Raw genomic sequence first — 21,349 nt, 5'->3', positions numbered from 1 at the left:
CGATTTTTTCAAACAAGATTTGTTAAGTAATTGTTAAATGATTATTGTTTAAAGAAAGAATACAGCTTTTTAGGAATAATATTTCAAAAAACACATCACATTCAAGAATAAAAATTAAATATTATCATTTTTTTAACAAAATAATTATATAAAAACAAAATTGAGTTTCATAATACTATTTATTGTAGAAACTGAATACAAACAGGTTTAGGAACATTCAATTCTGTTTTTAACCCAAGCAACTCATTCGATTGAATTTCAAACACTTGAATAATGTTTTCATCTCGTGACGCAACAAACATATATTTCCCATCTGAAGTTATCGCAAAGTTTCTTGGATGCTTTTTTGTTGTTTGATAGCCAATCTTTTTCAATTTTCCTGATTTTTGGATAGAAAAAATAGCAATTCCATCATTCACAAGCCGATTGGAAGCGTACAGAAACTTTCCATTAGGACTAATATGAATATCAGCCGCTCCTTTTCCGCTCGTAAATTCATCAGTAGTAATAACTTGTAATTTTATAAATTGATTTTCCTTTTGTTTAAGTACAATTATCTCACGCGAAAACTCTCCCAAAACATACAAATATTTTCCATTAGCAGAAAATGTAAAATGGCGTGGTCCCATTCCCTTCGGCAATGTTATACCTTCATTTTGAATACGTTGTAATTGATTATCCTTCAATTTAAAGGAATAAACTTTATCTGTTCCTAAATCTGTTGCCAGAACTCGTTTTTTATCAGGTGAAAATTGTACAGAATGCAAATGAGAATGTTTATCAAAAGTAATATTTTGTGAAATTTCTTGTAAAACTCCATTTTCTGTTATAGTGAATACAGAAATATTTCCTCCCGTATAATTTGCTGTTATAACATTCTTGTTACCAGAATCATACATAACATAACAAGGAGCTCCTCCTTTAGTGTTTTGTGCATTAATTAGATTTATCTTACCTACTTTTTTATCTAAAGAAAAAGACAAAACCTCGCTGTCCTCTTGACCATTTTCACTTACCGAAAACAGGAGTTTTTCATCAGGAGACAAAGCCAAATATGAAGGATTTTTCGCAAAAACAGAAGTTATTTTTTCAAATTTGAGGTTCTCTTTATCAAAATTATACAGATAAATTCCTTCACTATCGGAATCCGTATAGGTACCCACTAAAAATTGAATATTTTTTCCATTTTGAGCCAAAGAAATCACACTAAATAATAATGCGATTACAGAAAAAAGTTTTTTCATATAATTAAAAATAAAAAAACCGAAAGTAAGATGTTTAATTTCAAAATCTACTTTCGGTTATATAAAGTTTATAAGTTATCTAATTATCTACAACTTGCTTTCAAATACTCACGGTTCATACGTGCGATATTTTCCAAAGAAATACCTTTCGGACATTCTACCTCACAAGCTCCTGTATTGGTACAGTTTCCGAAACCTTCCAAATCCATTTGGTGTACCATATTCATCACACGGTCAGCAGCCTCTACACGTCCTTGAGGAAGTAATGCAAATTGTGACACTTTTGCCGCTACAAACAACATCGCTGATGAGTTCTTACACGTTGCCACACAAGCTCCACAGCCGATACAAGAAGCAGCATCCATTGAGCGGTCAGCATCGTATTTCGGAATTGGAATCGCATTGGCATCTTGTGTGTTTCCAGAAGTATTTACCGAAATATATCCTCCTGCTTGTTGGATACGCTCGAAAGCGGTTCTGTCCACAATCAAGTCTTTGATTACAGGGAAAGCAGTTGCTCTCCAAGGCTCAATAGTGATGGTGTCGCCGTCGTTGAACATACGCATATGTAACTGACACGTAGTAATTCCACGGTCAGGTCCGTGAGCTTCCCCGTTGATGAAAAGCGAACACATACCACAAATTCCTTCACGACAATCGTGGTCAAACGCCACAGGTTCTTCACCTTTGGCTACTAAACTTTCATTAAGTACGTCCATCATTTCCAAGAACGACATATGTTCGGAAATATCGGTTACTTTATATTCTACCATACGACCCTTATCGTTGGCGTTCTTCTGTCTCCAAATTTTTAATGTTAAATTCATTGTGCTTAGGATTTAGGGAGATTAGGAAGTAAGAATGATTAGATATATAGAATTTTCAGTTTTTTGGGTCGCTTTGGATATTATCTCTGGATTTCATTTTGAAAATCATCGAACCTATCATTTTTCCTATTTCAGAAATGAGTTCTTCTATATGACTGTCCGATGAAAAACCCAATCCTTTTGCTATATATATTTGAGTTTCCAATTCAAAAAGAGAGCCTTGTGCTATTCTTAAAAAGTTTAAGCAACTTCTCAAAGAGGCTCGTCCCCAACCTTCTGCTATATTGGATGGTATCGACACTGCACTTCGGCGAATTTGGCTTGTTAACCCAAATTTTTCTTCCTCAGGAAATAAGCGAGTTACTTCATATACTCTCTTGACTAAATCCATTGATTTTTGCCAAACGACTAATTCTTTATATGACGTAACTTTATTTAACATTGTTACAAACCTATCTCCTTATAATCTTTCTATTCTTCTAATCTTTCTATTTTTCTATTCCTTCTTTCTCCTATTTATAACTACGTTGTACTAATTTAATATCTTTAAACTCTAATTGTTCTTTATGTACGATTTCTTCACTCGGATTGTAAGTACATTTGATTTCGTTCGGATTTCCTGTGTACTGCCAAGCAGCTACGTATGCATAGTTTTCGTCATCACGAAGTGCTTCTCCATCAGGAGTTTGATACTCTTCACGGAAGTGTCCTCCACACGATTCGTTTCTTTCCAAAGCATCTTTAGCGAACAACTCACCAAGCTCCAAGAAATCGGCTACACGTCCTGCTTTTTCAAGTTCTACGTTCATTTCGTACATTTCTCCTGGAACTTTTACATTTTTCCAGAAATCTTCACGAATTTCACGAATTTCCTGAATAGCCTCTTTCAATCCTTGTGCATTACGTGCCATTCCTACCTTATCCCACATTACTTTTCCAAGTTTTTTGTGGAAGTAATCTACTGAATGTGTACCTTTATTGTTGATAAAGAATTTCAATCGCTCAGTTACTACTCTTTCTGCTTCTTCAAATTCAGGTAAATCGGTTGAAATTTTTCCTGTGCGAATATCCGCTGCCAAGTAATCTCCAATAGTATAAGGAAGAACGAAGTATCCATCTGCCAGACCTTGCATCAAAGCGGAAGCTCCCAAGCGGTTTGCCCCGTGGTCAGAGAAGTTCGCCTCACCGATACAGTAACAACCTGGAATTGTAGTCATTAAGTTGTAATCTACCCAGATTCCGCCCATTGTGTAGTGCGTTGCAGGGTAAATCATCATTGGAGTTTTATACGGGTTTTCATCAACGATTTTTTCGTACATTTGGAAAAGGTTTCCATATTTAGCCTCAACGATTTTCTCTCCTCGTTTGATGATTTCTTCTTTGGAAGGATTTTCAATTCCGTGGATTTTACATTGCTCTCTTCCGTAACGCTCAATAGCAGAAGAAAAGTCAAGATATACGGCTTCTCCCGTAGCATTTACGCCATAACCAGCATCGCAACGCTCTTTGGCAGCACGTGAAGCAATATCACGCGGAGCTAAGTTTCCGTAAGCTGGATAACGTCTTTCCAAGTAGTAATCGCGGTCTTCCTCAGCAATTTCGGTTGGTTTTTTACGTCCTTCGCGGATAGCGTACACATCGTCCATTTTCTTTGGAACCCAAATACGTCCGTCGTTACGAAGTGATTCAGACATCAAAGTCAATTTAGATTGATAATCTCCTGAACGCGGAATACAAGTTGGGTGAATTTGTGTAAAACAAGGATTTGCGAAAAATGCTCCTCGCTTGTGTGTTTTCCAAGCTGCCGTTCCGTTACAGCCCATCGCATTGGTAGAAAGGAAATATACGTTTCCGTAACCTCCTGTTGCAATTACCACAGCGTGAGCCGAATGACGTTCTATTTTTCCTGTTATCAAATCACGAGCGATAATCCCACGAGCTTTTCCATCAACAACAACGATGTCTAACATTTCGTGACGATTGTACATATCAATCTTTCCACGAGCGATTTGTCGATTCATTGCTGAATAGCAACCCAACAACAATTGTTGCCCTGTTTGACCCTTTGCGTAGAACGTACGAGAAACTTGGGTACCTCCAAACGAGCGGTTGTCTAACAATCCGCCGTAATCACGAGCCAATGGAACTCCTTGAGCCACACATTGGTCAATAATGTTTGCAGAAACTTCCGCCAAACGATACACATTCGCTTCTCTGGCACGGAAATCACCTCCTTTTACCGTATCGTAGAAAAGTCGGTAGTCGGAATCTCCATCACCCATATAGTTTTTAGCGGCGTTTATACCTCCTTGTGCTGCAATGGAGTGAGCTCGACGCGGTGAATCTTGATAAGCAAAAGCTTTTACATTATAGCCCAATTCTGCTAAAGTTGCCGCAGCCGAACCTCCCGCAAGCCCTGTTCCCACTACGATAACATCAATGTTACGTTTGTTAGCAGGATTTACAAGATTGATATGATTTTTATGTTTTGTCCACTTCTCTGCAATAGGACCTTCTGGAATTTTAGAATCTAATTTCTTCATAGTTATTTCCCTAATAAATGATTAAAATAATGGAACAAAGCAACGAAAACGAATCCGCCACAAATCACAAATGAATAAATACACCCTACTGTACTGATGAATTTTTTGCGTTTGTCATCTTTCCAGCCCATTGATTGGAATGACGACTGAAAGCCGTGAATTAAGTGGAGGAAAAGGAACACGAAACCAGCACAATAAGCAATTACTCGCCAAGTTTCTGACATTTTTTCAACCAAATCGGCATAATAGCGGTACTCCCCGTTAATCATTCCACTCATATCTCCTTCTACATACTTCACGGTCATTTCGTGAACCCAGAAATCTACCAAGTGAATTCCTAAGAAGATGAGGATGAACATTCCACTGTAAATCATATTACGTGACATCCAAGTGGAATTTGCCGCTCCGTTGTAACGGGCATAAGCGTTAGCTCCACGGGCTTTACGGTTTTGCATTTCCAAAACAAAACCCATCACGAAGTGGAAAATAACTCCCAACATCAGAATGGGTTGCATTAAGCCTTGAACCAGTGGATTTGTTCCCATAAAATGTGATAACTCGTTGAATAAATCAGCGCTGAAAACCGACGTAAAATTCACAGCCAAGTGTATCACCAAAAAGACAATCAGGAAAAGTGCCGATAACGCCATCGCCACCTTTCGAGCAATAGATGTTTTGAATAGTGCTGCCATTATATTTGTTAATTGTTATTTAAAAATTTCACACAAAGTTAAATACTTTTAATGGTTTGGGCAACTAAAAAAGACTTTTCTACCCTAATTTATAATGAATATAATTTAGATAGAAAATCAATGGTAAGAAATAAAGCACTTTATGAGAAAATTATCATATTAATAATTGTAAAGACATAAAAATACAGACTTAATAATTCATAAGTAAAATAAACCCTTAAATTACAAATATGATTTTTAAAATTAAGCAATAGCAAAAGTATCAGTTGTGAAACTATTTTTATTTTTTTAAACAAAAACTATAAAAAATAGTTGCTTAACTAAAAAATATAGTTTACATTTGCATCATAATTAAAAGTGAGAAAAAGTCATAATAAATAAAATAATGAATATAAAAGAATTAACATCTAAAGAAGAAGAAATAATGTCTTTCTTCTGGGAAGAAGGAAAACTTTTTGTAAAGCAGATTGTAGAAAAGTACGACGACCCAAAACCTCACTTTAACACAATTTCAACCTATGTTAGAGCTTTGGAGGAAAAAGGATTCTTATCACACGAATCGTTTGGTAGTTCATATCGGTATTTCCCCGTCATTTCAAAAGAAGATTATCACAATCGTACACTTAAAAATGTTGTAAAAAAATACTTTGGAAATTCATACCTCAATGTAGTAAATACATTCATTAAGTCGGAAAATTTATCAGTAGATGAAATTCGTAAATTATTGGACGATATTGACAAAAACAACAAAAATTAACATCTATGGAAAATTTATTCTCATTTATCGTTAAAAACTTAACCTTTATAGGACTTTCATTCATATTATATCAAATTTTTATAAAAGGAAATACATTTCATCAAACGAATAGAATTACGATTTTATTAATCTTTATTGGTAGTTTAGTCCTTCCTTTTATAGAAGTCCCTATACCTGATTTTTACTTGAGTGATAATCAAACCTTTTCAAAAAACACAATAACTTTGATTTTTGATAATAATGCCGATGAAATCCCTAAAGAAGAAAGCAATAAGTGGTTCTATAACGGAATTATATCTGTTTACTTCATTGGAATGTCAATATTCTTAGTAAGGTACATCTTCGGAATTATATCTCTTAGGAGAATCATTCGCAGTTCAAAGAAAATGAAGCTAACCAATTGTGGAACAATACATATAACTTCTGAAGATATTTCTCCTTTCAGCTGGTTTAGTTATATCATTCTATCGGAAAAAGACATTAAAAACGATTTTAAAAATGTAGTAAACCACGAAAAAGCTCACGTTCAACTCGGGCACTCTTGGGACTTACTTTTTGTAGAATTTTACAATCTAATTTTCTGGTGGAATCCTTTTGTATGGTTACTAAAAAAGCAATTGATGACTATCCACGAATTTCAGGCAGATGAAAAAGCTATAAACCAAATAAGCGATGCAAATCAGTATCGTAGAGAACTAATAGACAGATGTGTGGGAAGCAAAAAAATAGCTTTAGCTCACAATTTTGAAACAAGTAATTTAAAAACTCGTATTTATATGTCACTGAAAGAAAAATCAACAGGAAAAGCAAAATGGGGGTACACAACTCTTGTTTTAGCTGTAGGTGCTACAATGATTTTGTTTTCAAACCAAACATTACAAGCACAAGAAAAAGAAACAAAAAACGAAACACCAAACATCAAAATTATTGGTTATCAGGAGCAAGTAAAGGACCCTATAAAGGCAAAAGTTCAATACTTACACGAACCTAAGCCAACTGTTATTATAGATGGTAAGGAGATAGATTTTTCCGAATTACAACAAATAAACCCTGACGAAATTGAGAACATTACTGTGCTAAAAGATGAAAGAGCTATTGAGCTTTATGGTGAGAAAGGAAAGAATGGAGTCATTATCGTCAGCAAAAAAACATCTAATAAAGATGCTTATATAAGTGCGATAATTGCAGACTTAAAAGGAGAGGCTGTGAAAGTAATTGCACCAAAACAAGGTAACGTAGCTATTGAAGGAAACTCTTCTGATGTTGACTTTTATATCAACGGAAAAAAAGCTACAATTTCCGAAGTAAAAGCCTTACCAAGTTCGAAAATTAGTAGTATTACAGCAAGAAAACCGGAAGGAGAAAAAAATAACAAAAAGATAGTAGAAATATTTTTGAAGTAAATATATCAGCCTTCATCAAATGAAAAGTCCTCAGAAGCAAATCTGAGGACTTTTTCAAAATTTCTTTCAATTATTAATAAACAGATGCTGCTTTGAATACATTGGCTGTAAAGTTCTCCATTATTTTAGAGAATATTTGATTACTTTCATCTTGAACGATTGCATTTTCTTTGGTTATAGTTATTTTATTCTTACTTCCAAACACTGCACTAACATTCACTTCAAAACGGATATTTTTCGTTTCATCTTTTTTAATAACCAAATTTTCGGGTAACGACAATATCAATTCAATCGACCTTTCCTTATTTTCAGAAGGAATATTTCCTATTTGTACACTAAACGCCTCTCCTTCTTCTCCCCAATTTCCTTCAAGATTGAAATGTTTATAACCCTTAGCCCAACTATCCCAAGTCAAACCTACTGCTTTTGATGCATTCCAAAAAGTTTGTTGCTGATTTTCTCCAAGTTTCCACGCTGCGTTGGAAAGCCCTACTCTAAGTTTAACCTTAGTATAAGTTCCTATCGGAATTTGCTTTAATTCAATTTCCTTAGGCGTAGTATTTTCGTGGTGAACCAGCAAAAAAGCTCCTTTATCAGGATTTGTATGATGATACTTTATTTCCTCTCCTTTATCATTTACCAATGAAATATCACTAATCATATACGTAAATCGCGAATAATTAATTTTTTGCTTCATTGGGGGAGGAGTTGTGTAATCTTGACTCAGTCCAAACGGACTATCTTGATAAACATTCTGAAATTCTAATGCAACTTTCCCTGTTGGCTCCTCCATAATCTGATTAGGTTCATCTTTTTTACAAGAAACAACCAAGGTAATCATCAAAACCAACAATACACTTTTTAATTCTTTCATTTCCTTTACTTTTATATTTATAAACTATTTGGCAACAGAAAACAAAGTGGGCAAAAAAACACAATATTTAACTTGTTACTCAGGTGCAAAACTAATTCTTATTTTGGTGTAAAAAAATTTTTTTCTGCTTTTTTAGTTTCATTAACACAAAATAATTCAATACATTTAATTCTCTGTGAAATATTTAAGCCTTCTGTACAAAAAATCTCTCTTTACTCGCTATTCTTAAAAATATTATAAGTAATTGTTTTCTTCTCTAAAAAGATATTTTATATCTTTGGCGGTCGATTTTACTCTTTTATGAAGAAATATAAATTCAAACAAATAGAAAAATCCTGAAAAATGCAAAAACTTAACATATACAACTCCCTTACGGGCGAAAAAGAAAACTTTGTTCCTTTGAAGGAAGGACACGTTGGAATGTACGTCTGCGGACCTACCGTTTACAGCAATGTACATTTGGGAAATTGCCGAACCCTTATGTCGTTCGACCTAATTTTCAGATACTTGAAACACATCGGATATAAGGTTCGATACGTTAGGAACATCACAGATGCTGGGCATCTTACCGACGATGGCAACGTTGAAAACGACCGCTTCGTAAAACAATCTCGATTGGAAAAACTCGAACCGATGGAAATCGTACAAAAATACACGGTGGATTTTCATAAAGTATTGGAAATGTTCAATAATTTGCCTCCAACTATCGAGCCCACTGCTACGGGGCATATTCTCGAACAAATACAACTCACCGAAAAACTCGTCAAAGAGGGTTTTGCATACGAAAGTAATGGTTCGGTGTATTTTGACGTGCAAGAGTACAATCGACGCGGACTAAATTACGGAGAGCTTTCACGCAGAAATATAGAGGAGCTATTCGCCAACACTCGCGATTTGGACGGACAAGGCGAAAAGAAAAATCCGCAGGACTTCGCCCTCTGGAAGAAAGCCTCACCTGCTCATATTATGCGATGGGCATCGCCTTGGGGAGATGGTTTTCCAGGCTGGCATTTGGAGTGTACGGTAATGAGCACTAAGTACTTAGGTGAAGAGTTTGACATTCACGGAGGCGGAATGGACTTGAAATTCCCACATCACGAATGCGAAATCGCTCAAGGCAAAGCCGGACACGGACACTCACCCGTACGCTATTGGCTACACGCCAATATGCTGACAATGAACGGGCAACGAATGAGCAAATCCACAGGAAATTACATTTTACCAATGCAGCTTATTTCAGGAGAAAATGGCTTCTTCGAGAAACCCTTTAAGCCTTCGGTGGTGCGTTTCTGCTTTATGCAAGCCCATTACCGCAGCGTTTTGGATATTTCCAACGAGGCAATGCTCGCAGCCGAAAAGGGCTTTAACCGACTTATGGAGGCAGGAAAAATCCTTTCGTCCTTGCCAGTTTCGAAAAACTCTTCATTCGATGTGCAAAATTGGAAGCAGCAATGCTACAATGCTATGAATGATGACTTCAATAGCCCCATACTCATTGCTCAACTCTTTGAGGGCGTTCGCATCATAAACTTAGTGAAAGATGGTAAAGAAACTCTAACCGAAACCGACCTTCGTGAGCTGGAAGCCACTTTCAACGCCTTTGTTTTTGAGGTTTTAGGACTGAAAGATGAACAACAAGCTACTGAAAATAATGATAAATTGGACGGCGTAATGCAGATGCTCATTCAGATGCGTATGGAAGCTCGTGCTAATAAAGACTGGGCGTTGTCCGACAAAATCCGCGACGAGCTGAAAGCCATCGGTATTCAACTCAAAGACGGAAAAGACGGAACAACCTATTCAATTAATTAAAGTAACAATAAACAATTTTTCGTAAGCACTTTCTTTACATAAAAAGGAATATAGGAAACTGATTATAAATGTTGAGAGAAAAATTTCCTCCAGTAACACTAAATATTTTCACGAATGGAAGTAAATTTTTACCTTTGCAGGTCGTTATTTTTCAAGTTTTAACTTTAGAAAACTAATTATCAAAAACACGAAAAATCAACATACAATAAACTTACTGACATATATCATTTTTTATTCACTAAAAGGCAGCTACCTTTGCACGGCTGTTTGAAATATAATAATGGCAATATCGCTCATACAAAAATACAATGTTGCAGGACCGCGTTATACAAGTTATCCGACGGTTCCGTATTGGGATAATCTTTCATTTTCCAATGAAAAATGGATTGAAAGTCTCCAAAAATCTTTTGCTGAAAGTAATCGTTCTGAGGGAATTAGTATTTATATACATCTTCCTTTTTGCGAGAGCTTATGCACATTCTGTGGTTGCCACAAACGAATTACAAAGCGTCACGAGGTAGAAATACCCTATGTAGATGCAGTGTTGAAAGAGTGGAAATTGTATCTTGACATTTTAGGAGCGAGACCACTCATTAAAGAAGTTCACTTAGGAGGAGGAACGCCGACATTCTTCAAACCCAAAGAATTAAAACGTTTGCTTGAGGGAATTTTTGACACTGCTGACATTGCGGAAAATAAAGCCTTTAGCTTTGAAGGTCACCCGAATAACACTACAAGAGAACATTTACAAACCTTGTTTGATTTGGGATTCGATCGTGTTAGTTATGGTGTACAGGATTATTCTCCAAAGGTGCAAAAAGCGATACATCGCATTCAGCCTTTTAGCAACGTAGAAAAAGCAACTGAGTGGGCGAGAGAAATTGGGTATAAATCAATTAGCCACGATTTAGTTTTTGGACTGCCTTTTCAAACGCTTGAGGATGTTCTTTTTACTATTGATAAGACTAATCAGCTTCGTCCTGATCGCATTGCTTTCTATAGCTACGCACACGTACCTTGGATTAAAGGAAACGGACAAAGAGGATTCGATGAAAGTAATTTGCCATCGGGAGATGAAAAGAGGTTGTTGTACGAAACAGGAAAGAAACATTTGCTTAATGCAGGATATGCCGAAATTGGTATGGACCATTTCTCGTTACCTTCCGACTCAATGTATAAATCATTTGAAAACAACAACTTACATCGAAATTTTATGGGCTATACAGCTTCCAAAACTCAGGTAATGATTGGCTTGGGGATGTCGGCAATAAGTGACAGTTGGTATGGTTTCGCTCAGAATGAGAAAGATTTAGATGCTTATTATGCTCGGGTAGAACGCAATGAAATTCCTGTTTTCAGAGGACATATCCTAAACGGAGAGGATTTAGTTGTTCGTAAGCACATTTTGAATTTGATGTGTCATTTTAATACATCTTGGGAAGAAAGTTCTATGTATTTTTGTGAAATAGAGAATGTAACGAAACGATTATCTGAGATGGTTAGCGATGATTTAATCCGAATAGTTGATAAAAAGATTGAAGTAACCAATGCTGGAAAGCCATTCGTAAGAAATGTGTGTATGGCATTCGATTTACGATTACAACGTAATATCCCAAACACAAAAATATTTAGTATGACAGTGTAGAATTGGGATACTGACAAATGGAAAATAAATTTTTATGATTTCCGTTTGTTATTTAAAATTTTAGAATTAAGAATCATAGTGATTGAGTTTTTTTAGTTAGTGATTGAAAAGGGACAATGTTGTGAAACAAGTCCCTTTTTCTTTTTATGGTAGTAAAAAAGAAAAAAGTTTTATGAATTAGCCAAAATATTTTGCTTTCATAAAACTTTTTTAATTTAGAAAAATCTGTCAAATTAAATTAGCAAGGTGGTTGTTCACTAAAAGTTTCGACAATCAAATTAGCGACTAAGGCTGTCCAACCTGTTTGATGTGAAGCTCCAACTCCCCTACCATTATCTCCGTGGAAATATTCATAAAATAGAATCAAATTCTTAAACTCAGGACGTTGATACAATTCGCAATGTAAACGATTTACTGGACGATTTCCTTCTGGATTTTCTCGAAAAATATTTACCAGTCGTTTACTGAGTTCATCTGCTATTTGGTCTAAACTCAACAGATTATCTTCATTCCCCGTTGGAAATTCAAAACGAGTATCTTCAAAAAACTTATGCAATTCCCTCAAAGCATCTATCAAAATATAATTTATTGGAAACCAAATTGGTCCTCTCCAGTTACTATTTCCTCCGAACAAGTTACTTGTGGATTCTGCTGGGTCATAAGCAATCTGATAATTATTTCCTTCCAACGGAACCGTAAAAGGAGTTTCGTATATTTTTGAAAGTGAACGAATTCCATATTCACTTAAAAACTCTTTTTCGTCAATAAGGGCTCTCATCAATCTACGAATGCGGTTTTTAGGAACTAATGATAATAAAATACCTTCGTCTTTTTCAGAAGTTTGAATAATTGGGTGTCTTAGCTTACTCATTCTATATTTATCAAACCACGAAAAACTTCTTTTCAATCTTGGTAATTTGTTCAACGTTTCACCGTCAATATGAAGTACTGCCATCAAAGCAAGCATTCCTACCACAGAACGAACCTTGATAAGTTTGGAACCTCCATCTTCAAAAATGATTTTATCGTAAAAGAAGCCTTCATTCTCATCCCAAATTCCCTTATTTTCCTGATTCATATGGTTTAAGGCTTTCGCAATATGAACAAAATGCCCAAAAAACTTGATAGCCATTTCTTCATACGTTTCGTCTTCTTTGGAAATTTCCAAACTGATTTTCAGCATACAAAGGCAATACAATGCCATCCAAGCTGTACCATCAACTTGCTCCAAAAGTTTTACTCCTGGAATGCCTTGACTACGGTCAAAAACTCCAATATTATCCAACCCCAAGAATCCACCTTCAAAAACATTGTTATCTGTGCTATCCAATCGATTTACCCACCAAGTAAAATTTACAGTCAGCTTATTGAACATACGTTTGAGAAAACTGATATCAGGCTTTCCTGTTCTCTCTTTATCGATATTGTAAACCATAAGCGTTGCCCAAGGTTGTACTGGTGGATTAACGTCACTGAAATTCCATTCGTATGCTGGAATTTGGCCATTAGGACGCATATACCATTCTTTATTAAACAACAAAAGCTGTTCCTTAGCAAACTGAGTATCAATTACCGACATACTAACACAATGGAACGCAGAATCCCAAGAAGCATACCAAGGATATTCCCATTTATCGGGCATAAGCAAAATATCGTTATTGCGTAACGTTAGCCATTCAGCATTTCGTCCATTCCAACGTTGCTGAGGCGGTTTAGGTTGTTTAGGGTCGCCTTCCAACCATTGTTCAATATCATAATAGTAATATTGTTTGTTCCACAATAATCCTGAAAATGCCTGTTTTTGAATTAAATATAATTCTTCATTAGGACATTTGAGAAGATTTCTGTAAAATATTTCACATTCTTGTTCACGTTGTTCAAATAACTTTTCAGCGTCTGAAAAAGGATTTTCTTGTTGCTGATTCGTAAGTCGTAAAAAAACTACTTTTTGTCCTTTGGGAGCTATCTCAAAATGATACATCGGGGAGAACTTTGTACCTTCTTGATTATGAGTTGCCAAAGAAAAATCTCCAGAAATCACCGCTTCGTGAAACAAATCTTTCTTGAAAGGATGGTCATTCTTGTGTTGATGTATTTTCTCGTCATTAGTCTCATTTTCAGTAAAAAGATGTTTGTCTGCTTCATCAAAATACAAAAAGAAAGTTCCAACAGATTTATTATCTACTTCTGCAAAATAGCCATATTCATTTTTTAACAAACTAATTTTTGGTTTTTGCTCTACTTCAATGAAACTCCAATAATTTCTCATCAACAACGTAGGTAACAACGTTAAAGGAGCTATTTCTTCTCCTTGATTTGTTACGGTTATTTTCATAAAAATGTCATTTTCATTATATTTTGCATACTCCACCTGCACATCAAAATAAGCATTTTCATCAAAAATACCTGTTTCAGGAAGTTCAAACTCTGTATCCTGCAATCCTCTCTCAGCATTAACTCTTTCTAGAGTTTCGTAAGGGAACGCATTTTGTGGATATTTATATAGATACTTCATATAGGAATGCGTGGGTGTATTGTCCAAATAATAGTACAATTCTTTGACGTCTTCGCCGTGATTTCCCTGATTGTTACTAAGCCCGTAAAGTCGTTCCTTCAAAATGGTATCTTTACCATTCCACAAAGCTACAGAAAGACAAACATTGCAAGAATTATCGGAAATTCCAGCCAGTCCGTCCTCTCCCCAACGATAGGTACGACTACGAGCATTATCGTGGGAAATGTAATTCCAAGCATCACCATTTGCACTATAATCCTCACGTACAGTTCCCCATTGGCGTTCACTGAGATAAGGTCCCCAACGCAACCATTCTTTTTCTTTCTTATCTTTTTCTCTAATTCGTTTATCTTCCGCTGACTCTGAAATCATTTCGTATCTTACTTTTTATGCTTTTTTCGTTTTATCAAATATTTTAACAAATAGTACTTTACCTTTAAAGCTGAATACTACATAAGTCCAGCACGTTTTAGCAATGCATCTGGAGAAGGTTCTTTTCCTCTGAAACGCTTGTAAAGTTCCATCGGTTTTTCACTTCCTCCTTTGCTCAATACATTATCTTTGAAACTTTTAGCTGTATTCTTATCGAAAATACCATTTGTAGAAAACACTTCAAAAGCATCAGCATCTAACACTTCCGACCATTTGTAACTATAATATCCTGCTGCATAACCTCCTTGAAAGATGTGAGAAAATGCTGTTGAGAAACAAGATTCAGCAATCATAGGATATAATTCAGTAACCGCAACGGCTTTATCTTCAAATTCTTTTACACTCTTGATCGCTTTAGGATCAGCAGTATGCCAAGCCATATCCAATATTCCAAAACTAAGTTGACGCATTGTTTGTAGTCCTTCCATAAAAGAAGAAGATTCTTTTATTTTTTCAACCAACTCCATAGTAATCAACTCATTAGTTTGATAATGTGTAGCGAACAACGACAAAGCCTCTTTTTCATAACACCAATTTTCCAAAACTTGACTTGGCAATTCAACAAAATCACGAGAAACACTAGTTCCGCTTAAGTTAGGATACGTCGTATTGGCAAGAATTCCGTGTAAAGCGTGTCCAAATTCGTGGAAAAGTGTACGAACTTCGTAAAAGCTCAGCAACGAGGGCTGGGTTTTGGTCGGACGTGTGAAATTACAAACAATGGTTATATGCGGACGTGAATTTTCGCCATTGCGTTTGTGTTGATTTTTAAAAGATGACATCCAAGCTCCTGCTCTTTTACCTGGTCTGGGGAAAAAATCAGTGTAGAACAATGAAATGTACTCACCTTTCTCATCTGTAACTAAATAAGTATCAACTTCTTCGTGGTACTTTTCAATAGTATCAATCTTTTTAAAATTCAAGCCATAAAGCTTATTCGCTACTTGAAACATTCCATTTACCGCATTTTCTAATTTGAAATATGGCTTTAATTTTTCGTCGTCCAAACTGAATTTTTCTTGTTTCAATTTTTCACTATAAAAAGTAAAATCCCATTTCTGAAAATCAGTAACTCCATCGCGTTTCTGAGCAAATGCTTTCAACTCTTCCAACTCTCGTTGAGCTGCAGGTTTAGCTTTTTTCAACAAGTCGTTAAGAAAATTATTTACAATTTCAGGAGTATCCGCCATTCTTTCTTCCAAAACAAAAGCAGCATAATTGTTGTATCCTAATAGTTTAGCACGTTCGTCGCGTAATTTAACAATCTCTAAAATGTTTTTCTCATTGTTATTAACATTTTTGTTAAAGCCACGACTTGCGAAGGCTACAAACATCTTCTTACGCAAATCTCTGTTTTCAGCATATTTTACAAAAGCACTATAACTCGGAAAATCCAAAGTGAATATCCAACCTTTTTTATTTCGGTCTGAAGCGGTTTGTGCCGCTGCCTCAATAGCAAATTCAGGTAGCCCTTTTAAATCCTTTTCATCAGTAATATGTAATTCAAAAGCTTGTGTTTCAGCTAATACATTTTCTCCAAAACGAAGACTTAAAGTTGATAGTTGCTTATCTATTTCTCGCAAACGTTGCTTCTGGCTCTCAGATAAATTAGCCCCATTACGTGTAAATCCTTTATAAGTCTTGTCCAACAATGTAGTTTCTTCGGGAGATAACTTTAGTTTTTCACGATTGTTATACACTTCTTTTACTCGAGCAAAAAGTTTGGCATTCAATCGAATATCATTTTCATAATCACTTAGCATAGGAGAAATGCTTTGTGCTTCTTTTTGTAATTCTTTGCTGGTTTCTGCACTATTCAAGTTAAAAAACATCATTGTAAGTCGCCCCAACTTTTCCCCATTAAAAGCCAAAGCTTCAATCGTATTTTTAAAAGTTGGTTTGGTTTTTGAGTTAGCAATTTTATCAATCTCTTTCAAACTTTCAGAAATTGCTTGTTCGATAGCTGATTTAAAATCTTCTACCTTATAATCACCAAAAGGTGTTGATTGATAAGGCGTTGTAAAAATAGGTTTATTCATAGTCTGCTGTGCTTTAAGACTACCACAAAAAGCGATAGCACATAATGTTATAAATTTTATCCTCATTTTGTTGTAATTTTATGGTCATTAATCTTGCAGAGCAAAAACGGATTTCAGGAGCGATGTCGTTCTTGCTGATATATTAGTTCTGATTTCTTTTTCTTTATCTCCAACCTTTACAAATAATCCGTTGATTGCCTGTGTTGTAACGTATGACGTAAGATTAGGCTCAACCTTTTTCACAAATGGAATTTGATTGTATTTATTGATGATATTGCTCCAAATTTCATCAGCTCCCACCTGACTTAGTGAAGCCTGTATTTTGGGAGCAAATGCCTCTTGTAAAGCAGAAAATGTATTATTTTTGAGATATGTTGTTGCGGCTTGTGAATCTCCTTTCAATATTGCCATTGCATCGTTAAACGTCATTCCTTTTATAGCCGAAATAAAGATAGGTTTAGCCTCATTTACAGCATTTTCAGCAGCTTTATTTAATATTTTCAAACCTTCATCAGCTAGTGATGCTAATCCGATGCTTCGCAAGGCAGAATCCACCTTTTTCAACTCATCAGGAAGTAAAATACGAACAGCCTGATCTCTAAAATATCCTCCGTCTTTACTAAGTATGTTCACTCCGTTTGACACTCCAAATTCCAATGCTTGTTTCAATCCATCAGCGACATTAAATCCTGTGTTTGAATACGTTGAATTGATAACCTGTTGTAGCTCCCCACAACTATTTAGAGTTAATGAAGCTACTAAAAGTAGTGGAAAAATTGTTTTTCTCATCGTTTTATTTTTATTTCTTAATTAATTTGTTGATTTATATGTCGATACAGACTATAATTTATAGCGTAAAGTAGAGGTAATGTCAATACAATACCAAAACCAAATAACAAAACTCCTGAAAATCCTAAAACTACACCTACAAGCAAAGCAATCAAGGCAGTGAACATTTGTAGAGACACACTCGCCGAACTTTGCTTCATTGAACTTTTAAGTGACTTATTTTCAAAAATAATAATTGGTATTGTTAAAGTAAATAACAAAGACAATATTACTGACAAAGAGAAACTTACAGTTCCAAGTCCTAATTTTAGGAGAAGAAATTCTATGAGCAACTTCACCGCCATAAGTCCAATTACAAAACCTAAAATCCTCGCTGTAAAAGAGGAATTATAATACGAAAAAAGTATTTTGTAGTTTATTTCCTCCCCTCTTTCTCTCATATCGAAAATCTTATAAAATCCTGCTGACATCGGGGCTATAATACATTTAATCAACACTATAAACAAATTGAATTTTATTTGAAATTGCGGTGTTGAAATTATATCTTGAACAATCTGAGGATTTTCAATTACGTTTTTCATTAAATATTCCTGTGATACACCAAAAAGTGTGGAAAAAATCAGCATATATATTCCCAAAATAATCGAAATCACAGAAATTGAACCCAAAATAATATCCAAGAAAGATTTACGATATATTTTGAAAGCATCTTTTAAAATATCCAATAAAATCATTTTATATGAATTATAATTTAATTCTTGTTAAAAAAGAGTATAAAACACCTAATTTTCGTATCAAATATTAACAAATTATTTTTATATCCCGCAAATATATAAAAATATCGTCATAACAAGAAAAAAACTAAATTATTTTCCTATAAAGCGAATATCATTGTTATTTTTCATTATTTTAATACCTTTGTGCCTTTACTTTTTTCTCTAATTCTCAAAAAAATTAAACTATGTTTTTATATATCATTATTAGTATTATTTGTCTAGCAATTGGCTTCTTTTTAGGAACTTACATAAACAAAATAAAAACTGAAAACTTAATTTCGTCAAATAAAAACCGAGAAGAGTTACAACAACGCTCTTTGGAAGAATTACAGCAACTTTTAGCCATCGAAAAGCAAGAAAAAGAGGATTTCAGGGACCAAAAAGATGAACTAAACCTGCTTTTAACCAAAAATGAATCCGAAAAAGAGTTTTTACTAACCAAATTGAAAGAAAAATCAAAAGAAACTGAACTTTTGCAAGAGAAATTTTCGAAAGAATTTGAGAATTTAGCCAACAAAATTCTGGAAGAAAAATCTTCAAAATTCACAGAACAAAACAAAGAAAATCTGAAAAACATTTTAAGCCCATTACAAGAAAAAATCAAAGATTTTGAACAAAAAGTAGAACATAGTCAAAAGGAAAACATAAGCATTCATTCCGCTCTAAAACAACAACTTACCGACCTACAGAATCAAAATTTACGCATCACTAAAGAAGCTGAAAACCTAACCAAAGCTCTCAAAGGAGATAGCAAGATACAAGGAAACTGGGGTGAATTGGTATTGGAAAAAGTACTGGAAAAATCAAATTTGGAAAAAGGAAGAGAATACACCATTCAGGAATCTTTTGTCAGAGAAGATGGTTCAAGGGTTATTCCTGATGTAATAATTCATCTGCCTGACGGAAAAAAAATGATTATCGACTCAAAAGTATCTTTAACTGATTATGAACGCTTTGTAAATGCTGAAGATGAAGAAAAACCTATCTTTTTGAAGCAGCATATCAATTCAATCAAAAGGCATATTGACCAACTTTCAGGAAAAAAATATGAGGATTTGTACACCAATAGCCCTGATTTTGTATTAATGTTCATTCCTATAGAACCTGCTTTTGCGATTGCTCTGCAAAATGATGATTCATTATACACAAAGGCTTTTGCTCAAAATATCGTTATTGTGACTCCAACTACATTGTTGGCTACACTTCGTACCATTGATTCAATGTGGACAAATCAAAAACAACAAGAAAATGCGTATGAAATTTCACGTCAGGCAGGAGCTTTGTACGACAAATTTGAAGGTTTCATCACTGATTTGATAAAGATAGGCAAAAAAATGGACGAAGCCAAGTCCGAATATGGTAATGCTATGAATAAATTGGTTGAAGGAAAGGGAAATATTGTTCGTAGCATCGAAAAATTGAAAATAATGGGAGTAAAATCAAAGAAATCAATCCCAGAAGCTATCCTAAAAAGAGCAATGCCTGATGATGATAAATAAAAATTGACTTATTTCTATTAAAAAGATTGCGTAAGCACAAAATTTCGGTGAATTAACCCCTCGTCCATTCCTTCGGAGTAATAGTTTTTATTGTGTTTCATTAGATAGATATACTTTATATATTTTCTTACTCGTTCACTCATTAAGGAGTTAATATTCATATCTCCAATGAAATACAACGGAACTCTTTCCGTATTTATATTCAGCTGTTCAACAGAAAAAAGAATATAATAGAGAAAATCGTCCATCGTTTGATATTCAAATCGGTTGAAATAATACAATTTCTTATCTCTGAAAACTACAAAATAAAACGAGCTTTGTTCTGCATACACATACATAATCTCATAAGCGTGTGAGGCATAATGCTTTAGTAACATTCGTAATAATGATGATGCAAAATGCTGAGATTCAAATGCACCATAATAATCAACCAGAATGTTATTTATGAAAACATCTGGCACAAAAACATTAACCGTTTCGATAGGGATAATTTTGTCATATTCAACGAAATTTTCCTTCAAAGAAGAAACATCAATGCTATATTTTAAGTATTCTATCGCTTCCTTCTTGCCCATAAAAAGAGCCTGTGGAATAAATGTAAATATGGGTGTGTTATGGAATACTTTAATGTTGTTAAAATCCTGTCGCAAATCTTCTTCAGAGTCCAAAACACTACAGACTTCTCTTTCAATATCTTGCTTGTTTTTATAGTTGAAGTTTATAGGAAAATTATAAATCGATTCAACATAATTTAGCACAGGATTGAAAACACAAAAAGAAAGTCCATCCAAGTTAATTTGAATGGACAATTCCTTGAAATAAGTTCTGAATATACTATTTTCTTGCTGTCTTTGCATCGTATGACGTAGGCCAGTTACCATTTGTACTTAGCTCTTCCAAAGAACCTACTTTGATATCCGCACCTTTAACATCTTCTACTGAATTTTTTACAACTTCCTTTTCTACCTCGTTTTTATCAAGTCCCCAAAGCACCTTAATTTTAGGCACAGAAACCTCAAAAACTGAAGCCGAATACCCATTTTTGTCAAGAGAAGCTGTTTTCAAAACAAACTCTTCTTTCGGATTTTCAGCAAAAGGAACATATCTTAGGTTTTTGTAACGATCCGAGTTTTTAAACAAAGAATCTTTAACTGACACATATCCCAAAGTATCAACTACAACACCTTGTTTTAGAACATCAATTTTGAACGTTTTATCGTATTCTGTCCAGCTCGTGTCACGTTGAGAAGTAATAGTGAACTTCTCATTTTCAATAAACTTAGTCAGGTCATCGAAACTATTTGCGTATTTTCCTGTCACAACCCGATGTGCCTCTTGAGCATCGCGAATATCTTTTAATTTCCCAATTACTGCTGTGTAACGCTCTGTTTTAATTTTGTTAAACTCAATAGGACCGGTAACCGATTTGTAAATCATAAAACAAAAAAATAAGCCAACAGCCCAAAGCGCAATTTGTAAAATTTTTTTCATCTTTTAAAAAT

17 protein-coding genes are annotated in these 21,349 nt (G+C 34.7%); 5 read left to right on the top strand and 12 right to left on the bottom strand.

What is annotated here, in order from left to right; all coding sequences use genetic code 11:
* Positions 1-179: 179 nt before the first annotated feature.
* The 5 genes from YW9_RS0108430 to YW9_RS0108410 all read right to left on the bottom strand — a co-directional run bounded on the left by YW9_RS0108430 (position 180) and on the right by YW9_RS0108410 (position 5,306).
* A complete protein-coding gene (locus YW9_RS0108430) occupies positions 180-1,244 on the bottom strand; it encodes a lactonase family protein (RefSeq protein ID WP_018279741.1) in 1,065 nt (354 codons plus the stop codon).
* An 83-nt stretch (positions 1,245-1,327) separates the two neighbouring features.
* The gene (locus YW9_RS0108425) at positions 1,328-2,071 is read right to left on the bottom strand and encodes a succinate dehydrogenase/fumarate reductase iron-sulfur subunit (RefSeq protein ID WP_018279740.1); all 744 of its coding nucleotides are present in this window, start codon (positions 2,069-2,071) and stop codon (positions 1,328-1,330) included.
* A gap of 55 nt (positions 2,072-2,126) precedes the next feature.
* Complete coding sequence (locus tag YW9_RS0108420; RefSeq protein ID WP_018279739.1) at positions 2,127-2,513, bottom strand: four helix bundle protein; 387 nt, start codon at positions 2,511-2,513, stop codon at positions 2,127-2,129.
* 70 nt (positions 2,514-2,583) lie between these two features.
* Positions 2,584-4,614: a fumarate reductase/succinate dehydrogenase flavoprotein subunit gene (locus YW9_RS0108415; RefSeq protein WP_013996368.1), complete on the bottom strand. Its 2,031-nt coding sequence runs from the start codon at positions 4,612-4,614 to the stop codon at positions 2,584-2,586.
* Positions 4,615-4,616: 2 nt separating this feature from the next.
* Positions 4,617-5,306, bottom strand: a complete 690-nt coding sequence (locus tag YW9_RS0108410; protein WP_018279738.1) for a succinate dehydrogenase cytochrome b subunit — start codon at positions 5,304-5,306, stop codon at positions 4,617-4,619.
* Positions 5,307-5,691: 385 nt separating this feature from the next.
* Here YW9_RS0108410 and YW9_RS0108405 point away from each other — a divergent pair, with 385 nt between their 5' ends.
* Together YW9_RS0108405 and YW9_RS0108400 are read left to right on the top strand one after the other, a co-directional pair.
* On the top strand, positions 5,692-6,063 hold the full coding sequence (locus tag YW9_RS0108405; RefSeq protein WP_018279737.1) for a BlaI/MecI/CopY family transcriptional regulator: 372 nt from the start codon (positions 5,692-5,694) through the stop codon (positions 6,061-6,063).
* 5 nt (positions 6,064-6,068) lie between these two features.
* Positions 6,069-7,466, top strand: a complete 1,398-nt coding sequence (locus tag YW9_RS0108400; protein WP_018279736.1) for a M56 family metallopeptidase — start codon at positions 6,069-6,071, stop codon at positions 7,464-7,466.
* 73 nt (positions 7,467-7,539) lie between these two features.
* Here YW9_RS0108400 and YW9_RS0108395 read toward each other — a convergent pair whose 3' ends face one another.
* Positions 7,540-8,340, bottom strand: coding sequence for an MbnP family protein (locus tag YW9_RS0108395; RefSeq protein WP_018279735.1), 801 nt, complete (start codon positions 8,338-8,340; stop codon positions 7,540-7,542).
* Positions 8,341-8,682: 342 nt separating this feature from the next.
* Between YW9_RS0108395 and cysS the strand changes: the two genes are divergently transcribed.
* Positions 8,683-10,152: a cysteine--tRNA ligase gene (gene cysS / locus YW9_RS0108390; RefSeq protein ID WP_018279734.1), complete on the top strand. Its 1,470-nt coding sequence runs from the start codon at positions 8,683-8,685 to the stop codon at positions 10,150-10,152.
* Between the two features lie 280 nt (positions 10,153-10,432).
* Positions 10,433-11,797 (top strand): oxygen-independent coproporphyrinogen III oxidase, encoded by a 1,365-nt coding sequence (gene hemN / locus YW9_RS0108380; protein WP_018279732.1) that lies wholly within the window; start codon positions 10,433-10,435, stop codon positions 11,795-11,797.
* Between the two features lie 238 nt (positions 11,798-12,035).
* Here hemN and YW9_RS0108375 read toward each other — a convergent pair whose 3' ends face one another.
* From YW9_RS0108375 to YW9_RS0108360, 4 genes are all read right to left on the bottom strand, one after another.
* A complete protein-coding gene (locus YW9_RS0108375) occupies positions 12,036-14,684 on the bottom strand; it encodes an MGH1-like glycoside hydrolase domain-containing protein (RefSeq protein ID WP_018279731.1) in 2,649 nt (882 codons plus the stop codon).
* A 77-nt stretch (positions 14,685-14,761) separates the two neighbouring features.
* Positions 14,762-16,783, bottom strand: coding sequence for a M3 family metallopeptidase (locus YW9_RS0108370; protein WP_018279730.1), 2,022 nt, complete (start codon positions 16,781-16,783; stop codon positions 14,762-14,764).
* An 87-nt stretch (positions 16,784-16,870) separates the two neighbouring features.
* Positions 16,871-17,572: a DUF4197 domain-containing protein gene (locus YW9_RS0108365; protein ID WP_018279729.1), complete on the bottom strand. Its 702-nt coding sequence runs from the start codon at positions 17,570-17,572 to the stop codon at positions 16,871-16,873.
* A gap of 17 nt (positions 17,573-17,589) precedes the next feature.
* Positions 17,590-18,306 (bottom strand): hypothetical protein, encoded by a 717-nt coding sequence (locus YW9_RS0108360; protein ID WP_018279728.1) that lies wholly within the window; start codon positions 18,304-18,306, stop codon positions 17,590-17,592.
* 227 nt (positions 18,307-18,533) lie between these two features.
* On the opposite strand from YW9_RS0108360, the gene rmuC reads away from it, so the two are divergent.
* Positions 18,534-19,847, top strand: coding sequence for a DNA recombination protein RmuC (gene rmuC / locus YW9_RS0108355; protein ID WP_018279727.1), 1,314 nt, complete (start codon positions 18,534-18,536; stop codon positions 19,845-19,847).
* Between the two features lie 17 nt (positions 19,848-19,864).
* Here rmuC and YW9_RS0108350 read toward each other — a convergent pair whose 3' ends face one another.
* Entirely contained in the window at positions 19,865-20,728 is an 864-nt protein-coding gene (locus YW9_RS0108350; protein WP_231555479.1) for a DUF3822 family protein, read from the bottom strand.
* Positions 20,682-21,338, bottom strand: a complete 657-nt coding sequence (locus YW9_RS0108345) for a hypothetical protein (RefSeq protein WP_018279725.1) — start codon at positions 21,336-21,338, stop codon at positions 20,682-20,684. Before YW9_RS0108345 ends, YW9_RS0108350 begins: the two co-directional genes overlap by 47 nt.
* Positions 21,339-21,349 lie beyond the last annotated feature (11 nt).

This window comes from Capnocytophaga cynodegmi DSM 19736, assembly GCF_000379185.1.
Lineage (GTDB): Bacteria > Bacteroidota > Bacteroidia > Flavobacteriales > Flavobacteriaceae > Capnocytophaga > Capnocytophaga cynodegmi.
The sequence above is the reverse complement of the archived record's forward strand: the minus strand, read 5'-3'. Positions and strand labels throughout refer to the sequence as shown.